Below are 16,830 nucleotides of genomic sequence, written 5' to 3'. Positions count from 1 at the left end.
AATTAGTTACTCTTCTTCTGAGCCGGGGCCTGGTTTTTGTTTTTGTCCTGCAACTGCGACGGAACCAGAACAGTGGTCACACGCTTGCCTTTCTCACTGAAGGCCTGCATTTTCTGCTCTTTCACCAGATAGGTAATTTTGTCCCCGGTGATGTTGCTGTCGAGCTGTTCCAGGTACGCATTGCCGGTGAGCACGACAAAATCTTTCGCCAGCTCATAATGCATTTTCGACGCATGGCCTTTTACCGGCTTACCGTTGTCCTGCATTTGATAGAAGGTGGCCGGGTTGCCGAAGCCGTCAATGACCTCTTTGCCCTCTTCACCGCCAGGACGGGTAACGACCACTTTATCGGCGTTAATTTTGATGGTGCCCTGGGTCACAATGACATTGCCGGTGAAGGTCACGACGTTGCCCTGCATATCCAGAGACTGCTGGTCCGATTCAATGTGGATCGGCTGTTCGGTATCACCGGTGACGGCGAACGCCGGAATACTGGCGGCCAGAAGTGAGCTGGCAAGCACAAGATTAAGGCTGAGTTTGTTTGTTTTGAATTTCATAGGAGGTTCTAACCTTTTCAATCAGCTCGGCGTTCTTGCTGCGTAAGTTGCCGCGCATTTTCAGTCCGCTGGAGTTAAATGTAGTTCCGTATAACGTGACAAGGTCTTCAGAGGTAACATCCTGCGTCACCAGATTGATCTGCGCGTTATCGGTGGTAATTCTGCGAAGTTGAGCGTCAGGCACCAGCGCGTTGACTTCAACGTGACCATAAAGATACAGCATTCGATCCTCGGTCAGTTTGGCTTTATCAGCCTTGATTGACCACGTCGGGATCTTGTCCTTATCAAACGTCGTTAACACGGGTTGCGTGAACCACGAAACGGCCTGATCGGAATAATATTCAACATGTTGGGCGATCAAACGATAGCTCAGTGCGCCTTCCGGACTGTAGACAACGGTGTCCGTGTGCTCGCTCTTGTAGGTCGGATCGCTCGTATTCACCACCACCTGAGCCGTGTCGTCTTTATCGGCCAGGTTAATACCAATCAGCACCAGCACGGCCAACGACAGTAGAATGATAACCCAACGTCTGGCTTTACTCATATCGATTGCCCTTTGGCCTCATCAAGCTTACCCTGCGCCAGTAATAGTAAATCACAGACTTCGCGTACCGCGCCGCGTCCGCCCGCGATTTTGGTGACGTAATCCGCGCGCGGAAGCAGTAACGGATGCGCATCCGCAACGGCAATGCTTAGGCCAATTTTTTCCATCACTGGCCAGTCGATCAGATCATCCCCGACGTAGGCCACGTTTTCCGGCGCAATCGCCAGTTTTGCCAGCAGACTGTGAAAGGCGACCAGTTTGTCCGACTGCCCCTGATACAGATGCGTGATCCCCAGTGTGGCACACCGATCTTCTACTAGTTTAGCTTTTCGTCCGGTAATGATGGCGACGTCGATATCAGACGTCAGCGCACAACGAATCCCGTAACCGTCACGGACGTTGAAAGCTTTCAGTTCTTCACCGTTGTTGCCCATATAAATCAGGCCATCCGACAGTACGCCATCGACATCAAGAATCAGCAGACGGATATTCTCTGCTTTGGCGATGACGTCCGCGCTGACGGGTCCATAACAGGTCGCAAGCGACGCACCTGCTTTGCTCATTTCTCTTTATCCTTGAATTTCTACACAACGCCTGCACGCAGGAGATCATGCATATGTAACACACCGAGTAACTGGTCGCCATCGGCAACCATCACGGAGGTGATATGGCGGGACTGCATTAAGTTCAGGGCATCGACCGCCAGAATTCCTGGACGCACGCGAATGCCCCCTGGCGTCATCACGTCGGCAATACCGAGTTGGCGCACGTCAACACCCATATCAAAGACGCGACGTAAATCACCGTCGGTGAAGATACCGTCGATCTTCATCGCATCATCGCAAATCACGGTCATCCCGAGGTTCTTGCGGGTGATTTCCAGCAGCGCGTCGCGCAGACTGGCATCTTTGGTGACATGCGGGATCTCATCGCCCGTATGCATAATATCGTTAACGCGCAGCAGCAGTTTACGCCCCAGCGCACCGCCCGGATGCGACAAGGCAAAATCCTCTGCGGTAAAGCCGCGCGCCTTTAATAACGCCACCGCCAGCGCATCGCCCATCACTAACGTGGCGGTGGTGCTGCTCGTTGGTGCCAGTCCAAGCGGGCAGGCTTCTTGCGGTACTTTAACACACAGATGGACATCCGCAGCACGTGCCATGCTGCTTTCTGGTCGACCGGTGATGCAGATAAGCTGAACCTGCAGTCGCTTAAGGACCGGAATCAGGGCCGCGATCTCGCTGGATTCTCCAGAGTTGGAGATGGCAATCACCACATCCTGCGAGGTCACCATCCCCAGATCGCCGTGGGCGGCTTCACCCGGATGGACGAAGAATGAAGAGGTACCGGTGCTGGCAAAGGTCGCGGCCATTTTGCGGCCAATATGCCCCGATTTCCCCATGCCCATCACCACCACTTTGCCGGTGCAATTGAACATTTTTTCACAGGCGAGAGTGAAATCCTGGTTGATGTACTGATCGAGTTCCGCCAGGCCTTCACGTTCAATCGCCAGAACCTCTTTGCCGGCTTGCTGAAAGTCAAAACCCGGTTGTAACGCTAAGTGCGACATATGTCTGTTTCCAGTTATCCAACGAGAAGCGGCGACAGCCAATACAACATCGCCAGCCATACGATAAAACCGCCGGTCAACAGCACGCCCGCGCCGCGACCGGACTGGCGGGGACGCCGCCAGCAAAGTAATGCAAAGATGATGCTCACCAGCAGCATCACGCTGTAGTCACGGCTGAACGCCAACGGGTTCACCTCACCCGGCGTAATCAGGGCGGGGAGGCCGAGGACAATGGTGAGGTTAAAAATGTTCGCGCCGATAATATTGCCCACCGCGATATCGTTCTCACCTTTGCGCACGCCCGCGATGGCGGTTGCCAGTTCAGGCAGGCTGGTGCCGATCGCGATTACCGTCAGGCCAATCGTCAGTTCGCTCATCGCGAAGTAATTGGCAATCACGGTGGCGTTATCCACCACCATTCGGGTGGCCATTGGCATGATAATCAGCGCAATGCCCAGCCATAAAAACGCCACCGGCAGTCCGCCTTCGCGCGGCAATTCAGCAACCTGCTCCCGCGTGAGACTGTCATTGCCCTGACGCTCAGCGAGACGGGCGATTTTAACAATGAACAACAGCCATAACACGGCTAATAGTAAAAGAAAGATACCATCGCTGCGGCTGAGTTGTCCGTCATACAGTACGGATCCGGCCACGACGCTAACCAGTAACATTAGCGGTAATTCGCGACGTAGAATATCGGAATGCACGGTAAAAGGGTGGATCAGCGCGGCAAGTCCGAGGATCAACAAAATGTTGGTTATGTTGGATCCGAGCGCGGTGCCAACGGCTAAATCTACCTGCCCGTGCAGGGAGGCGGCGACAGAAACAATAATTTCAGGCAGAGATGTGCCTATACTGACTACCGTCATACCAATGATCAGCGGCGGGATCCCGAAGGTTCGGCATAGGATTGACGCGGAAAATACCAGGCGGTCGGCGCCGTAGACGACCAATAATAAACCAATAATTAACAGCGCCGTGGCTAAAAGCATCTAAAGTCCTTTCTTCAGGTATACTCGCCGGTCCACCGGGATTGTCTGGAAACCGTTACGAAGTCTTAATTTTGACTTTATGCAGCTAAAAAGTAAAACAAATGCCAGCTTTCGCTAACCAGCGCGGGTAATATTCTGTAAATATGTTGGGTTCATGGCTAAATTCCACGCCATGCTGAGATCAACAAGCAACACGAAGGATGAATCAATGGGTCAGTCTGTGGCGAATTTAGTCGACATGCGCGATGTCAGCTTTACGCGCGGCGATCGCTGCATTTTCGATAACATCTCTCTGACCGTACCGCGTGGCAAGATCACCGCGATCATGGGGCCATCGGGGATCGGTAAAACGACGCTGCTGCGCCTGATCGGCGGACAAATTCTGCCAGATAAGGGAGAGATCCTGTTTGATGGTGAGAACATCCCTGAAATGTCTCGCTCGCGCCTCTACACGGTACGCAAACGGATGAGTATGCTGTTTCAGTCAGGGGCGCTGTTCACTGACATGAACGTGTTTGATAACGTGGCATATCCGTTACGCGAACATACCACGCTTCCCCCGTCGTTATTGAAAAGCACGGTGATGATGAAACTGGAAGCCGTCGGTCTGCGCGGTGCGGCAAAACTGATGCCTTCAGAACTGTCCGGAGGGATGGCCCGTCGGGCGGCGTTAGCGCGCGCCATTGCGCTGGAACCGGATCTCATCATGTTTGATGAACCGTTTGTCGGTCAGGATCCGATCACCATGGGCGTGCTGGTCAAACTGATTTCAGAATTAAACAATGCGCTGGGCGTGACCTGCGTCGTGGTCTCTCACGATGTGCCGGAGGTTCTGAGCATTGCCGATCACGCCTATATTATGGCGGACAAAAAGATTGTGGCCCACGGCAGCGCGCAAGCGCTGCAAGAGAATGACGACCCGCGCGTACGTCAGTTCCTGGATGGCATTGCAGACGGGCCGGTCCCGTTCCGCTATCCTGCGGGCGATTATCACTCTGATTTACTCGGAACAGGGAGTTAAGCCACTCATGCTGTTAAATGCACTGGCGACGCTGGGACATAAGGGGATTAAAACCCTCAGAACGTTCGGGCGCGCTGGGTTAATGTTGTTCAATGCGCTGGTCGGCAAACCGGAATTTCGTAAACACGCGCCGCTGCTGGTGCGCCAGCTTTATAATGTGGGCGTCTTGTCGATGCTGATCATTATTGTTTCTGGCGTGTTTATCGGCATGGTGCTGGGGTTGCAGGGCTATCTGGTACTCACCACCTATAGTGCGGAAACCAGTCTGGGGATGTTAGTGGCGCTGTCGCTGCTACGTGAACTCGGTCCGGTCGTCGCCGCGCTGCTGTTTGCCGGTCGTGCGGGTTCCGCTCTGACCGCTGAAATTGGCCTGATGCGCGCCACGGAGCAGCTTTCCAGTATGGAAATGATGGCCGTCGACCCACTGCGTCGGGTGATCTCCCCGCGTTTCTGGGCGGGCGTGATTTCGCTGCCGCTGCTGACGATTTTGTTTGTGGCCGTAGGGATCTGGGGCGGTTCTCTGGTCGGCGTAAGCTGGAAGGGGATTGACGCCGGTTTCTTCTGGTCTGCGATGCAGAATGCCGTCGACTGGCGTCTGGATCTGGTCAACTGTTTGATTAAAAGCGTGGTGTTCGCCATTACGGTAACCTGGATTGCATTGTTCAATGGGTATGATGCGATTCCGACCTCGGCAGGCATTAGCCGGGCAACCACACGCACCGTTGTGCACTCGTCGCTGGCCGTTCTGGGTCTGGACTTTGTACTGACCGCATTGATGTTTGGGAATTGAGTTCATGCAAACGAAAAAAAATGAAATTTGGGTGGGGATCTTTTTGTTAGCCGCATTGCTGGCCGCGCTGTTTGTCTGCCTGAAGGCGGCCAACGTGACCTCTATGCGCACAGAACCGACCTACACGATTTACGCGACATTCGATAATATCGGCGGTCTGAAAGTGCGTTCGCCGGTGCGCATCGGTGGCGTGGTGGTTGGCCGCGTGGCGGATATTTCCTTAGACCCGAAGACCTATTTACCCCGTGTGACGCTGGACATCGAAGAGCGCTATAACAACATCCCTGATACCAGTTCACTGAGCATCCGGACGTCCGGTCTGCTGGGGGAACAGTACCTGGCGCTGAACGTTGGTTTTGAAGATCCTGAGCTCGGAACGTCTATCCTCAAGGATGGCGGCACGATCCAGGACACTAAATCCGCGATGGTGCTGGAAGATATGATTGGTCAGTTCCTTTACAACAGCAACAGTAAAGGCGATGACAATAAGAATTCTGGCGATGCATCGGCGCCGACCGAAGGTCATAATGAAGCCACTGGGCCTGCGGGCACAACGAATTAATCTCAGGAGAATCGAATTATGATTAAACGTTTAATGATGGTGGCTCTACTGGTGATTGCACCGCTGAGCACCGCCATTGCAGCCGATCAGACCAACCCTTACAAGTTGATGGATGAAGCGGCGCAGAAAACCTTCGACCGCCTGAAAAACGAACAGCCGAAAATCCGTTCGAATCCGGACTATCTGCGCGATGTGGTTGACCAGGAACTGCTGCCGTATGTCCAGGTGAAATACGCCGGCGCGCTGGTGCTGGGTCGTTATTACAAAGAGGCGACTCCGGCTCAGCGTGATGCCTATTTCGCCGCGTTTCGCGAATACCTGAAACAGGCCTACGGCCAGGCGCTGGCAATGTATCACGGTCAGACGTATCAGATTGCCCCGGAACAACCGTTGGGTGATGCGACCATCGTTCCTATTCGCGTGACGATTCTCGATCCAAACGGTCGTCCTCCGGTACGTCTGGACTTCCAGTGGCGTAAAAATACCCAGACGGGTCACTGGCAGGCCTATGACATGATCGCTGAAGGCGTCAGCATGATCACCACCAAACAGAACGAGTGGAGCGATCTGCTGCGTACTAAAGGGATCGATGGACTGACGGCGCAGTTGAAATCTATTGCGCAGCAAAAAATCACGCTGGAAGAGAAGAAGTAAATGACTCAGTCACTCAGTTGGATGCGTGACGGTGACAGGCTGGCGCTCGTGGGAGAGCTGGACCAGGACGTGCTGAATCCCTTGTGGGATGCGCGCGTTGAGGCGATGACCGGCGTGACCTGCATCGATCTCAGCCAGATTTCCCGAGTGGATACGGGGGGACTGGCGCTGCTGGTCCATCTCATCAGTCTGGCGAAAAAGCAGGGCAACAACGTGTCTCTGACGGGGGTGAACGACAAAGTCTTCACCCTGGCGGAACTCTATAACTTACCTGCTGACGTGCTCCCGCGTCAGTGATATCAGTACGTTATTATCTATAGCCTCGCTGGATTTACCCGCGAGGCTTTTTGCTTATTTATGACAGCGCAACTTTGCTCTAAGATGTTGGGCTGTTTTCACAATCTGACGAATGAAGAGCCCATGGAAAATAATGAAATTCAGAGCGTGCTGATGAACGCACTCTCCCTCCAGGAAGTCCACGTCTCTGGCGATGGCAGTCACTTTCAGGTTATTGCCGTGGGTGAGATGTTTGACGGCATGAGCCGGGTGAAGAAACAGCAGTCGGTTTATGCGCCGCTGATGGAATACATTGCGGACAACCGCATTCATGCCCTGTCGATCAAAGCGTATACCCCAGCAGAGTGGGCGCGCGATCGTAAACTAAACGGTTTTTGAGTTACGGGTGAAGCACCGGTAACGACGATGAATTTTAACTGAGAACAACATCATGGATAAATTTCGTGTACAGGGGCCAACCCGGCTCCAGGGCGAAGTCACAATTTCTGGCGCGAAAAACGCCGCTCTGCCGATCCTTTTTGCGGCGTTGCTGGCGGAAGAGCCGGTAGAGATCCAGAACGTCCCGAAACTGAAGGACGTTGATACCTCGATGAAGCTGCTGAGCCAGCTCGGTGCGAAAGTGGAACGCAATGGTTCCGTGCACATCGACGCCCGCGACGTTAATGTCTTCTGCGCACCGTATGATCTGGTGAAAACCATGCGCGCATCGATTTGGGCGCTGGGGCCGTTGGTCGCCCGTTTTGGTCAGGGTCAGGTTTCACTGCCTGGCGGTTGCACTATTGGCGCACGTCCGGTTGATCTGCATATTACCGGTCTGGAGCAACTGGGCGCGACGATCACGCTGGAAGAAGGCTATGTGAAAGCTTCTGTTGATGGTCGTCTGAAGGGCGCGCATATCGTCATGGATAAAGTCAGCGTTGGCGCAACGGTGACAATCATGTGCGCCGCGACGCTGGCGGAAGGCACCACCATCATTGAAAACGCCGCCCGTGAACCGGAAATTGTCGACACCGCCAACTTCCTGATTGCGCTGGGGGCGAAAATTACCGGTCAGGGGACCGATCGTATCACCATCGAAGGCGTAGAACGCCTGGGTGGCGGTGTTTATCGCGTATTGCCAGACCGTATCGAAACCGGGACGTTCCTGGTGGCTGCGGCGATTTCCCGTGGCAAAATTATCTGCCGTAACGCGCAGCCGGATACGCTGGATGCGGTTCTGGCGAAACTGCGCGATGCCGGTGCGGATATCGAAGTGGGTGAAGACTGGATTAGCCTCGACATGCACGGCAAACGTCCGAAAGCGGTCAACGTGCGCACCGCTCCACATCCGGCATTCCCGACGGACATGCAGGCCCAGTTCACGCTGTTGAATCTGGTGGCGGAAGGGACTGGCTTCATCACGGAAACCGTGTTTGAAAACCGCTTTATGCACGTGCCTGAGCTGAGCCGTATGGGTGCCCATGCGGAAATCGAAAGCAATACTGTGATTTGTCACGGTGTCGATAAGCTCTCCGGCGCGCAGGTGATGGCGACGGATCTGCGTGCTTCTGCCAGTCTGGTGCTGGCGGGATGTATTGCGGAAGGGACGACGGTCGTTGATCGTATTTATCATATCGATCGCGGTTATGAGCGCATCGAAGATAAACTGCGTGCGCTGGGCGCTAACATCGAGCGCGTGAAAGCCGAATAATTGTGTGTCATTGAGTAGCCCCGATGCGCTGTGCCGGGGCTACTGTTTCGCGAGTTACTTTACGTCCGGCTTTTCCCGGCGCGCCGCCCGCATCAGACGCGTCCTGTCGATGAATTCGTGTGTTCTGGCATCATGGTAGCGTGACGGCCAGATAACCCAGGGTTCCGTTCCGAGCGCTTTCGCTATGATTAGCTCGCCTTTCGGCCACGGTCGGGTTAAGGCGTTTGCCAGCGTGGAGGAACTTAATCCATGCCTGCGCGATTCGGCAGCCATTGATGTCCCTTTTTTACGTAATCCAGCAATGATATCTGCCGGATGCCAGTCAATGAGTTTGCTCTCCATTTATCCCCTCGCTCATGGTCATTCATCGTTGATTTGCACAATCAATTTGCAAAAGACACTATACGCTCAGAGAATTGATGTTCTAATATGTTCATGTAAAGAGTTTGAATATTCAGAATTTATTAAGATTTATTGCGTGAGTTGCAATGGGGAAGTGAGCTTGTACGGGTTTTATTGGAACTTATGTGAATCATCCCGCGCGACGTGGCGGGATGATTGCGTCGTCATTAGCGATCACGCTGTACGGCAATATGCGCCAGACCGATCAACGCCTCGCGCCATTGGGAGTCAGGAAGTACCTGCAGTGCGGCGATGGCTTTGTCAGCCTCTTCTTCTGCGCGCTGGCGTGTCCATTCCAGTGAACCACAGGCGTTCATCGCGTCCAGTACCGGCTCCAGAAGGTGTCGGCCATTTCCTTGTTCAATGGCGTGGCGAATCATTTGCGCCTGCTCTGGCGTGCCGTTACGCATCGCATGCAGCAGCGGTAGCGTAGGTTTGCCTTCGTTCAGGTCATCACCGACATTTTTGCCAAGTTGTTCGCCATCGGCGTTGTAGTCCAGCAGATCGTCAATCAACTGGAAAGCCGTTCCCAGATAGCGACCATAGTCCTGCAACCCTTTTTCCTCGGCTTCGCTACAGCCTGCGAGGAGACCGGAACACTGCGCCGCCGCTTCAAACAGTCGCGCTGTCTTACTGTAGATCACGCGCATATAGCTTTCTTCTGTAATGTCCGGGTCGTTAACGTTCATTAACTGCAGGACTTCACCTTCAGCAATGACGTTCACGGCTTCAGACATCACTTCCAGCACCTTTAGTGAGCCGAGGCTGGTCATCATCTGGAAAGCTCGGGTATAGATAAAATCGCCAACCAGCACGCTGGCAGCATTGCCAAATGCAGCGTTTGCTGTGGCTTTGCCCCGACGCATATCGGATTCATCCACCACATCGTCATGAAGCAGGGTGGCGGTGTGGATAAATTCGATCAATGCCGCGATCGTGACATGGGCGTGTCCCTGATAGCCAACGGCGCGCGCCGCGAGTACGGCAATCATTGGGCGAATACGTTTACCGCCACCGCTCACAATGTAATAGCCTAACTGATTGATCAGTTGGACGTCGGAATTAAGCTGTTCAAGGATTGTCGCATTGACACCCGCCATATCTTGCGCGGTTAACTCATTGATTTTTTCTAAATTCATCGCAAAAGCCGGGCTTTTCGCCCCGTTTACCTCATCATGTGGCAAGGTAACTTAGGGTTTAGGGTTAGAAATATATGCTGATTGTACTGAAAAAACGCCGCAGATAAACGTTACCATACACGTTGTGTTTTTTTTCTTCATGTATTGACTGTAGCACTTGTCAAAGGCTCACGTTTTGCGTAATATTCGCGCCCTATTGTGAATATTTATAGCGCACTCTGAATCATTGAAAGGTGTGCGCGGAAGCGGAGTTTTTTATGTACGCGGTTTTCCAAAGTGGTGGTAAACAACACCGAGTAAGCGAAGGTCAGACCGTTCGCCTGGAAAAGCTGGACATCGCAACTGGCGAATCTATCGAATTCGCTGAAGTTCTGATGATCGCAAACGGTGAAGAAGTCAAAATCGGCGTTCCTTTCGTTGATGGCGGCGTAATCAAAGCTGAAGTTGTTGCTCACGGTCGTGGCGAGAAAGTTAAAATCGTTAAGTTTCGTCGTCGTAAACACTATCGTAAGCAGCAGGGCCATCGTCAGTGGTTCACTGATGTGAAAATTACTGGCATCAGCGCCTAAGACCTGAGGAGAGATTTAAATGGCACATAAAAAGGCTGGCGGCTCAACTCGTAACGGTCGCGATTCAGAAGCTAAACGCCTGGGCGTTAAGCGTTTCGGTGGCGAATCCGTTCTGGCGGGTAGCATCATCGTTCGTCAACGTGGCACCAAGTTCCACGCTGGCACCAACGTAGGTTGCGGTCGTGACCACACTCTGTTTGCTAAAGCAGACGGTAAAGTGAAATTTGAAGTTAAAGGCCCGAACAACCGTAAATACATCAGCATCGTTGCTGAGTAAGTTTTTCGTGGTCCGGTAACGGATAAAAGCCCCGCACCCTGTTGCGGGGCTTTTTACATTCGACGACCGGTAAATATGCTCGTGAAACCGCTTTGTACCGGATAACGAGCCCTTGCAGGGAAAACGGGCATGAAGCAGCAGGCTGGCATTGGTATTCTTTTGGCGCTCACAACCGCAGTGTGTTGGGGGGCTTTGCCAATTGCTATGAAGCAGGTGCTGGAGGTGATGGAACCTTCTACCATCGTGTTTTACCGTTTTTTAATCGCGAGCGTTGGCCTCGGGGCGATTCTGACCGCGAAGCGCAGGCTTCCGCCGCTGCGAATTTTTCGCAAGTCGCGCTGGCTGATCCTGTTGGCGATTGCCACCGCTGGACTCTTTGGGAACTTCATCCTGTTCAGCTCTTCCCTGCAGTATTTAAGCCCGACGGCTTCGCAGGTGATTGGTCAACTGTCGCCAGTGGGTATGATGGTCGCGAGCGTATTTATCCTTAAAGAGAAGATGCGCGGTACGCAGATTGTTGGCGCGATAATGCTGTTAAGCGGGCTGGTGATGTTCTTCAACACCAGTCTGATAGAAATTTTTACCAAACTGACCGATTACACCTGGGGTGTTATTTTTGGCGTCGGTGCGGCCATGGTCTGGGTCAGTTATGGCGTCGCGCAAAAGGTGTTATTGCGGCGTCTGGCATCACCGCAGATCCTGTTTTTACTGTACACTTTATGTACGATAGCGCTGTTGCCACTGGCAAAGCCCGGCGTAATAGCCCAGCTCAGTGACTGGCAGCTTGCCTGTTTGATTTTTTGTGGGCTGAATACGCTGGTAGGATATGGCGCCCTGGCGGAAGCGATGGCGCGTTGGCAGGCAGCTCAGGTGAGCGCATTAATCACGCTCACCCCGCTGTTTACGCTGTTATTTTCAGATCTTTTATCTATGGCCTGGCCCGATTTCTTCGCCAGACCGATGTTAAACCTTCTAGGTTATCTCGGTGCGTTTGTCGTGGTTGCGGGCGCGATGTACTCCGCCATTGGTCATCGTATTTGGGGCGGATTACGTAAGCATGAATCGGTGGTATCGCAGCCCCGCTCAGGCGAATGATTTACGGAGAGTAAAATGAAGTTTGTTGATGAAGCAACGATTCTGGTCGTTGCAGGCGATGGCGGTAATGGTTGCGTTAGCTTCCGCCGTGAGAAATATATCCCGAAAGGCGGCCCGGACGGCGGGGACGGTGGTGATGGTGGCGACGTCTGGATGGAAGCCGACGAAAACCTGAACACTCTGATCGACTACCGTTTTGAGAAATCTTTCCGCGCAGAGCGTGGTCAGAATGGCGCCAGCCGTGACTGTACCGGTAAACGAGGGAAAGATGTCACCATTAAAGTACCGGTAGGTACGCGTGTGATAGACCAGGGCACGGGCGAAACCATGGGGGACATGACCAAACACGGTCAGCGTCTGATGGTCGCAAAAGGCGGCTGGCACGGTCTGGGTAACACCCGTTTTAAATCTTCAGTCAACCGCACACCGCGTCAGAAAACGATGGGGACGCCGGGTGACAAGCGTGACCTGTTGCTGGAGTTGATGCTGCTGGCGGATGTGGGCATGCTGGGGATGCCAAATGCCGGTAAATCAACCTTTATCCGCGCGGTCTCTGCGGCGAAACCTAAAGTAGCGGATTATCCGTTTACTACGTTGGTGCCAAGTCTTGGCGTTGTCCGTATGGATAACGAAAAGAGCTTCGTGGTCGCGGACATCCCGGGGCTGATTGAAGGTGCTGCGGAAGGTGCCGGTCTGGGGATTCGCTTCCTGAAACACCTTGAACGTTGCCGCGTACTGCTGCACCTCATTGATATCGATCCGATCGACGGTTCCGATCCGGTTGAGAATGCGCGGATCATCATTGGTGAACTGGAAAAATACAGTCAGGATCTGGCTGCCAAACCGCGCTGGTTAGTGTTCAACAAGATCGATTTGCTGGATAAAGCCGAAGCGGAAGAGAAAGCCAAAGCCATCGCGCAGGCGCTGGGCTGGGAAGATAAATATTATCTGATCTCTGCCGCCAGCCAGTTGGGCGTGAAGGATCTCTGCTGGGATGTGATGACCTTTATCATCGAGAACCCGATTACTCAGGCGGAAGAAGCGAAGCAGCCAGAGAAAGTCGAGTTCATGTGGGATGATTATCATCGCCAGCAAATCGCGGAAGTGGAAGAAGAAGCAGAAGACGACTGGGATGACGACTGGGACGAAGACGACGAAGAAGGCGTCGAGTTCATCTATAAGCGTTAATCCCCGTTTCAATGCCCGGTGGCGCTAGCGCTTACCGGGCATACATCATCTGTAGGCCGGATAAGCGCTAGCGCCATCCGGCAAAATACCCACCTAGTTATTCTGATAAATATCTTTGTACAACCGGCTTTCAAAGCGAACCAGCGGAATGCGACGGTTACGTTGATCGGCAGGTTCTACTGCATAACCCGACAGATACTGCACAAACGCCATCCGCTGCCCGCTTGCGGTGGTAATAAAGCCCGCCAGGTTGTACACACCCTGCAACGACCCCGTCTTCGCCGAGACCTTACCGTCGACGCCCGCCTGATGCAGACCCGCACGGTACTGCAGAGAGCCATCATAGCCCGCCAGCGGTAGCATTGAGATGAAGTTCAGTTCGTTGTCGTGCTGTGCGATGTATTGCAGCACCTGCATCATGGTGGCAGGGGCAATCAGGTTATGGCGCGACAGACCGGAGCCGTCGGCGATAATTGTGTTGCCAATATCCACTCCCGCTTGCTGGCGCAGGATCTGCCGCACGGCATCGGAGCCTGCACGCCACGTTCCCGGCACGTTAAATCGCGCGTGACCAATCATCCTGAAGACGGTATCGGCAATCATATTGTCCGACTTTTTCAGCATAATCTTAAGCAGATCGTGCAGTGGCGCAGACTGCTTGCTTGCCACAACGGTACCCGGTTCGTTGACCTGCGTCTGGCGCAATAATGTCCCGCCATAGCTGATACCGGCTTGTTTTAACTCATCTTTCAGGATCGCCCCGGCATAACTTGCACCGTCCTGAATGGCAAATGCCAGTGGGAGAGGGTCAGCACGCTGCGGCAGACAACCGGTCAGCGTGAAGCGGTTTAAATCGCCCGGAACCACGTCCAGCTCACAATATTGCGCCTCTGCCGAGCCGCGCGCGAGGGTGCGAACCTGGCTGAACATGGTGACAGGGTAGTAAGACGCCACGCGAATATAGGCCAAATCGTTCGCTTTTTGCGCGCTGTAGAGCGAAATTGAGAAGCAGTTCCTGTCGACAATCGCGGCCGCTGGCGGCGCGCTGAAACACTGGGTCATGTCGTTCCAGGGCCACCCTGGCGCTTTATCGTGGCTGGCAAAAACAGAGGTATCAATAAGGACGTTTCCGGTAATTTCCGTGACGCCTGATTTTTTCAGGTTCGCCACCATATTCCGAATATCCTGGCGTTTTAGCGTCGGATCGGCACCAAATCGCGCAACTAAGTCGCCTTTCAGCACGCCCTCATCGACGCTGCCTTTGGTCTCCAGCGTGGTAGTAAAGCGGAAGTCAGGGCCGAGCTGAATTAAGGCCGCCAGCGCGGTGATCACTTTCTGCGTACTGGCAGGAAGCGCCATTTGCTGACTATGATAATCAATCGCGGGGGTCGGGGCGCCGACCTTCTGGACCATGAGTGCAAGGTTGGCTCCGGCAGGGAGCTGGTTGATGTACTCGTCAACGTTCGCGGCCTGGACGCTGAACGCTACGCTGGTAGTCAATCCGATGATAAATCTGGGAAATCGCATAATCTCGCGCTAACAACCTGGAAACAAGCCGTCATACTACGGCGCAATGCCCTGCAAAGTAAACGATGACCCATAGGGAACTCCAGGGTAAAATGAACATCAAATTAAGAATTGTAGCTGACCTGGACCTTGCTTCCGGGTCGGTATTTTTTTGCTTCTGGCCCGGGTATGACGCCATACCGGGGCAGGCTTAACAGCCGGGGCGGAGCGATCGCCCCCTACAGGAATGTTCAAGAGGTATAACAAATGCAAGCGATTCCGATGACCTTACGTGGTGCAGAAAAATTACGCGAAGAGCTGGATTTTCTGAAATCTGTGCGCCGTCCTGAAATTATTGCCTCTATTGCCGAAGCGCGCGAGCACGGCGATCTGAAAGAGAATGCGGAATATCACGCGGCGCGTGAACAGCAGGGTTTCTGCGAAGGTCGAATCAAAGACATCGAAGCGAAGCTGTCGAATGCACAGGTCATCGATGTCACTAAAATGCCGAATAACGGTCGCGTTGTCTTTGGTGCCACAGTCACCGTTTTGAATCTCGATAACGACGAAGAGCAGACCTGGCGCATCGTGGGTGATGATGAAGCGGACTTCAAACAGAACCTGATTTCCGTCAACTCGCCGATTGCGCGTGGCCTGATTGGCAAAGAACAGGATGACGTCGTGGTGATCAAAACCCCGGGCGGCGAAGTGGAATATGAGGTCACTAAGGTAGAATACCTGTAAGTGCTCAAGATGTTGATGTATTGTAAAGAAAGGAAAAAGGCCGCATAGCGGCCTTTTATCAACGAAGAGAGCGTGGCATTTTGCTCTCCTGCTTGCGGGAAATCCCTCGTTTTACACAGGTTTTGTGTTCGACTTTAGGATATTCTTAGCGTGGCAGCGAGATTTTGCGTTCTTTACTCGGGCGATAAAGCACCAGCATTTTACCGATGACCTGTACATTACAGGCGCCGGTTTCGCGCACGATAGCGTCCACGATCAAGGTTTTTGTTTCGCGATCTTCAGACGCGACTTTCACCTTGATAAGTTCATGGTGCTCTAACGCTTGTTCAATCTCGGCCAGTACCCCTTCGGTCAAACCATTATTGCCAAGCATAACGACCGGCTTGAGCGGATGTGCCAGACCTTTCAGGTGCTGTTTTTGTTTAGTACTCAGATTCATCGTATATTTTTGCTTACGTTGGGATTGAAAACGGGTCATTCTACCGCCATCTCCCATATATCGCCAAATAGTGCGTGGAAATTTACGCCGTATGGCAACGATGTTCTGCCCCGATGGGAAAGTTAAATGACAGGTAAGAAGCGTTCTGCCAGCTCGAGTCGCTGGCTTCAGGAACACTTTAGCGATAAATATGTTCAAGAGGCACAGAAAAAGGGGTTGCGTTCCCGTGCCTGGTTTAAACTTGATGAAATACAGCAAAGTGACAAACTTTTTAAGCCGGGGATGACGGTAGTCGATCTCGGTGCCGCGCCAGGAGGCTGGTCACAGTATGTGGTCTCGCAGATTGGCGGCAAAGGCCGTATCATCGCTTGTGATCTTTTACCTATGGATCCTATCGTTGGTGTGGACTTTCTTCAGGGCGACTTTCGTGATGAACTTGTCATGAAGGCGCTGCTGGAACGCGTGGGTGACAGTAAAGTCCAGGTTGTCATGTCCGATATGGCACCAAACATGAGCGGAACACCGGCGGTGGATATCCCCCGTGCCATGTATCTGGTGGAACTGGCGTTAGAAATGTGTCGTGATGTACTAGCGCCGGGTGGCAGTTTTGTAGTGAAGGTGTTCCAGGGCGAAGGTTTCGATGAGTATCTAAGGGAAATTCGCTCCCTGTTTACGAAGGTGAAAGTTCGTAAGCCGGACTCTTCTCGCGCACGTTCGCGTGAAGTGTATATTGTAGCGACCGGGCGTAAACCATAACTGGTCGATTTCAGACGAAAGTTTGAAAGACGCTGGAT

Annotated in this window: 22 protein-coding genes; 13 read left to right on the top strand and 9 right to left on the bottom strand. The window is 53.2% G+C overall.

Going from position 1 to position 16,830, the window contains the following annotated elements:
- Nucleotides 1-2 precede the first annotated feature (2 nt).
- Genes lptA through GBC03_28205 form a run of 5 tightly spaced genes read right to left on the bottom strand, consistent with a single transcriptional unit; the run spans nucleotide 3 to nucleotide 3,663 of the window.
- Entirely contained in the window at nucleotides 3-557 is a 555-nt protein-coding gene (gene lptA, locus GBC03_28225) for a lipopolysaccharide ABC transporter substrate-binding protein LptA (GenBank protein QFS73824.1), read from the bottom strand.
- Nucleotides 526-1,101: an LPS export ABC transporter periplasmic protein LptC gene (gene lptC / locus GBC03_28220; protein QFS73823.1), complete on the bottom strand. Its 576-nt coding sequence runs from the start codon at nucleotides 1,099-1,101 to the stop codon at nucleotides 526-528. Before lptC ends, lptA begins: the two co-directional genes overlap by 32 nt.
- Nucleotides 1,098-1,664 carry a 3-deoxy-manno-octulosonate-8-phosphatase KdsC gene (gene kdsC / locus GBC03_28215; protein ID QFS73822.1) on the bottom strand — a complete coding sequence of 189 codons (567 nt, stop codon included), beginning with the start codon at nucleotides 1,662-1,664 and terminating at the stop codon, nucleotides 1,098-1,100. The genes lptC and kdsC overlap by 4 nt, the downstream gene beginning before the upstream one ends.
- Nucleotides 1,665-1,684: 20 nt before the next feature.
- Nucleotides 1,685-2,671, bottom strand: coding sequence for an arabinose-5-phosphate isomerase KdsD (kdsD, locus tag GBC03_28210; protein ID QFS73821.1), 987 nt, complete (start codon nucleotides 2,669-2,671; stop codon nucleotides 1,685-1,687).
- Nucleotides 2,672-2,685: 14 nt separating this feature from the next.
- Nucleotides 2,686-3,663: a calcium/sodium antiporter gene (locus GBC03_28205; GenBank protein ID QFS73820.1), complete on the bottom strand. Its 978-nt coding sequence runs from the start codon at nucleotides 3,661-3,663 to the stop codon at nucleotides 2,686-2,688.
- Nucleotides 3,664-3,871: 208 nt separating this feature from the next.
- Between GBC03_28205 and mlaF the strand changes: the two genes are divergently transcribed.
- From mlaF to murA, 7 genes are all read left to right on the top strand, one after another.
- Nucleotides 3,872-4,684 (top strand): phospholipid ABC transporter ATP-binding protein MlaF, encoded by an 813-nt coding sequence (gene mlaF / locus GBC03_28200; GenBank protein ID QFS73819.1) that lies wholly within the window; start codon nucleotides 3,872-3,874, stop codon nucleotides 4,682-4,684.
- 7 nt (nucleotides 4,685-4,691) lie between these two features.
- Nucleotides 4,692-5,474, top strand: coding sequence for a lipid asymmetry maintenance ABC transporter permease subunit MlaE (mlaE, locus tag GBC03_28195; GenBank protein ID QFS73818.1), 783 nt, complete (start codon nucleotides 4,692-4,694; stop codon nucleotides 5,472-5,474).
- 4 nt (nucleotides 5,475-5,478) lie between these two features.
- A complete protein-coding gene (gene mlaD / locus GBC03_28190) occupies nucleotides 5,479-6,036 on the top strand; it encodes an outer membrane lipid asymmetry maintenance protein MlaD (protein QFS73817.1) in 558 nt (185 codons plus the stop codon).
- Nucleotides 6,037-6,054: 18 nt separating this feature from the next.
- Nucleotides 6,055-6,690, top strand: a complete 636-nt coding sequence (mlaC, locus tag GBC03_28185; protein ID QFS73816.1) for a phospholipid-binding protein MlaC — start codon at nucleotides 6,055-6,057, stop codon at nucleotides 6,688-6,690.
- The gene (gene mlaB, locus GBC03_28180; protein ID QFS73815.1) at nucleotides 6,691-6,987 is read left to right on the top strand and encodes a lipid asymmetry maintenance protein MlaB; all 297 of its coding nucleotides are present in this window, start codon (nucleotides 6,691-6,693) and stop codon (nucleotides 6,985-6,987) included. It begins immediately after the preceding gene.
- A 123-nt stretch (nucleotides 6,988-7,110) separates the two neighbouring features.
- Nucleotides 7,111-7,365 carry a BolA family iron metabolism protein IbaG gene (gene ibaG, locus GBC03_28175; protein ID QFS73814.1) on the top strand — a complete coding sequence of 85 codons (255 nt, stop codon included), beginning with the start codon at nucleotides 7,111-7,113 and terminating at the stop codon, nucleotides 7,363-7,365.
- Nucleotides 7,366-7,417: 52 nt separating this feature from the next.
- Nucleotides 7,418-8,677 (top strand): UDP-N-acetylglucosamine 1-carboxyvinyltransferase, encoded by a 1,260-nt coding sequence (gene murA / locus GBC03_28170; protein QFS73813.1) that lies wholly within the window; start codon nucleotides 7,418-7,420, stop codon nucleotides 8,675-8,677.
- Between the two features lie 54 nt (nucleotides 8,678-8,731).
- On the opposite strand, the gene sfsB is transcribed toward murA, so the two are convergent.
- Nucleotides 8,732-9,019 carry a DNA-binding transcriptional regulator SfsB gene (sfsB, locus tag GBC03_28165; GenBank protein QFS73812.1) on the bottom strand — a complete coding sequence of 96 codons (288 nt, stop codon included), beginning with the start codon at nucleotides 9,017-9,019 and terminating at the stop codon, nucleotides 8,732-8,734.
- A gap of 227 nt (nucleotides 9,020-9,246) precedes the next feature.
- Nucleotides 9,247-10,218 (bottom strand): octaprenyl diphosphate synthase, encoded by a 972-nt coding sequence (gene ispB, locus GBC03_28160; protein QFS73811.1) that lies wholly within the window; start codon nucleotides 10,216-10,218, stop codon nucleotides 9,247-9,249.
- A gap of 257 nt (nucleotides 10,219-10,475) precedes the next feature.
- Between ispB and rplU the strand changes: the two genes are divergently transcribed.
- From rplU to cgtA, 4 genes are all read left to right on the top strand, one after another.
- Complete coding sequence (gene rplU, locus GBC03_28155) at nucleotides 10,476-10,787, top strand: 50S ribosomal protein L21 (GenBank protein ID QFS73810.1); 312 nt, start codon at nucleotides 10,476-10,478, stop codon at nucleotides 10,785-10,787.
- A gap of 19 nt (nucleotides 10,788-10,806) precedes the next feature.
- Complete coding sequence (locus tag GBC03_28150) at nucleotides 10,807-11,064, top strand: 50S ribosomal protein L27 (protein ID QFS73809.1); 258 nt, start codon at nucleotides 10,807-10,809, stop codon at nucleotides 11,062-11,064.
- A gap of 129 nt (nucleotides 11,065-11,193) precedes the next feature.
- On the top strand, nucleotides 11,194-12,159 hold the full coding sequence (locus GBC03_28145) for an EamA family transporter (GenBank protein QFS73808.1): 966 nt from the start codon (nucleotides 11,194-11,196) through the stop codon (nucleotides 12,157-12,159).
- Between the two features lie 15 nt (nucleotides 12,160-12,174).
- Nucleotides 12,175-13,347 (top strand): Obg family GTPase CgtA, encoded by a 1,173-nt coding sequence (gene cgtA / locus GBC03_28140; GenBank protein ID QFS73807.1) that lies wholly within the window; start codon nucleotides 12,175-12,177, stop codon nucleotides 13,345-13,347.
- A 93-nt stretch (nucleotides 13,348-13,440) separates the two neighbouring features.
- Here cgtA and dacB read toward each other — a convergent pair whose 3' ends face one another.
- Entirely contained in the window at nucleotides 13,441-14,874 is a 1,434-nt protein-coding gene (gene dacB, locus GBC03_28135; GenBank protein QFS73806.1) for a serine-type D-Ala-D-Ala carboxypeptidase, read from the bottom strand.
- A 246-nt stretch (nucleotides 14,875-15,120) separates the two neighbouring features.
- Between dacB and greA the strand changes: the two genes are divergently transcribed.
- Nucleotides 15,121-15,597, top strand: coding sequence for a transcription elongation factor GreA (greA, locus tag GBC03_28130; protein QFS73805.1), 477 nt, complete (start codon nucleotides 15,121-15,123; stop codon nucleotides 15,595-15,597).
- A 145-nt stretch (nucleotides 15,598-15,742) separates the two neighbouring features.
- On the opposite strand, the gene yhbY is transcribed toward greA, so the two are convergent.
- Complete coding sequence (gene yhbY / locus GBC03_28125) at nucleotides 15,743-16,036, bottom strand: ribosome assembly RNA-binding protein YhbY (protein QFS74152.1); 294 nt, start codon at nucleotides 16,034-16,036, stop codon at nucleotides 15,743-15,745.
- A gap of 126 nt (nucleotides 16,037-16,162) precedes the next feature.
- Here yhbY and rlmE point away from each other — a divergent pair, with 126 nt between their 5' ends.
- Nucleotides 16,163-16,792: a 23S rRNA (uridine(2552)-2'-O)-methyltransferase RlmE gene (gene rlmE / locus GBC03_28120; GenBank protein QFS73804.1), complete on the top strand. Its 630-nt coding sequence runs from the start codon at nucleotides 16,163-16,165 to the stop codon at nucleotides 16,790-16,792.
- Nucleotides 16,793-16,830: the final 38 nt, after the last annotated feature.

The sequence above is a fragment of the Citrobacter telavivensis genome (assembly GCA_009363175.1).
Classification (GTDB): domain Bacteria; phylum Pseudomonadota; class Gammaproteobacteria; order Enterobacterales; family Enterobacteriaceae; genus Citrobacter_A; species Citrobacter_A telavivensis.
This window is presented reverse-complemented; position numbering and strand designations above follow the sequence as displayed.

Bases quoted from the DNA above. Each gene is read 5' to 3' on its own strand.
- lptA (QFS73824.1), bottom strand. From the start codon at position 557: ATGAAATTCAAAACAAACAAACTCAGCCTTAATCTTGTGCTTGCCAGC.
- lptC (QFS73823.1), bottom strand. From the start codon at position 1,101: ATGAGTAAAGCCAGACGTTGGGTTATCATTCTACTGTCGTTGGCCGTG.
- kdsC (QFS73822.1), bottom strand. From the start codon at position 1,664: ATGAGCAAAGCAGGTGCGTCGCTTGCGACCTGTTATGGACCCGTCAGC.
- kdsD (QFS73821.1), bottom strand. From the start codon at position 2,671: ATGTCGCACTTAGCGTTACAACCGGGTTTTGACTTTCAGCAAGCCGGC.
- GBC03_28205 (QFS73820.1), bottom strand. From the start codon at position 3,663: ATGCTTTTAGCCACGGCGCTGTTAATTATTGGTTTATTATTGGTCGTC.
- mlaF (QFS73819.1), top strand. From the start codon at position 3,872: ATGGGTCAGTCTGTGGCGAATTTAGTCGACATGCGCGATGTCAGCTTT.
- mlaE (QFS73818.1), top strand. From the start codon at position 4,692: ATGCTGTTAAATGCACTGGCGACGCTGGGACATAAGGGGATTAAAACC.
- mlaD (QFS73817.1), top strand. From the start codon at position 5,479: ATGCAAACGAAAAAAAATGAAATTTGGGTGGGGATCTTTTTGTTAGCC.
- mlaC (QFS73816.1), top strand. From the start codon at position 6,055: ATGATTAAACGTTTAATGATGGTGGCTCTACTGGTGATTGCACCGCTG.
- mlaB (QFS73815.1), top strand. From the start codon at position 6,691: ATGACTCAGTCACTCAGTTGGATGCGTGACGGTGACAGGCTGGCGCTC.
- ibaG (QFS73814.1), top strand. From the start codon at position 7,111: ATGGAAAATAATGAAATTCAGAGCGTGCTGATGAACGCACTCTCCCTC.
- murA (QFS73813.1), top strand. From the start codon at position 7,418: ATGGATAAATTTCGTGTACAGGGGCCAACCCGGCTCCAGGGCGAAGTC.
- sfsB (QFS73812.1), bottom strand. From the start codon at position 9,019: ATGGAGAGCAAACTCATTGACTGGCATCCGGCAGATATCATTGCTGGA.
- ispB (QFS73811.1), bottom strand. From the start codon at position 10,218: ATGAATTTAGAAAAAATCAATGAGTTAACCGCGCAAGATATGGCGGGT.
- rplU (QFS73810.1), top strand. From the start codon at position 10,476: ATGTACGCGGTTTTCCAAAGTGGTGGTAAACAACACCGAGTAAGCGAA.
- GBC03_28150 (QFS73809.1), top strand. From the start codon at position 10,807: ATGGCACATAAAAAGGCTGGCGGCTCAACTCGTAACGGTCGCGATTCA.
- GBC03_28145 (QFS73808.1), top strand. From the start codon at position 11,194: ATGAAGCAGCAGGCTGGCATTGGTATTCTTTTGGCGCTCACAACCGCA.
- cgtA (QFS73807.1), top strand. From the start codon at position 12,175: ATGAAGTTTGTTGATGAAGCAACGATTCTGGTCGTTGCAGGCGATGGC.
- dacB (QFS73806.1), bottom strand. From the start codon at position 14,874: ATGCGATTTCCCAGATTTATCATCGGATTGACTACCAGCGTAGCGTTC.
- greA (QFS73805.1), top strand. From the start codon at position 15,121: ATGCAAGCGATTCCGATGACCTTACGTGGTGCAGAAAAATTACGCGAA.
- yhbY (QFS74152.1), bottom strand. From the start codon at position 16,036: ATGAATCTGAGTACTAAACAAAAACAGCACCTGAAAGGTCTGGCACAT.
- rlmE (QFS73804.1), top strand. From the start codon at position 16,163: ATGACAGGTAAGAAGCGTTCTGCCAGCTCGAGTCGCTGGCTTCAGGAA.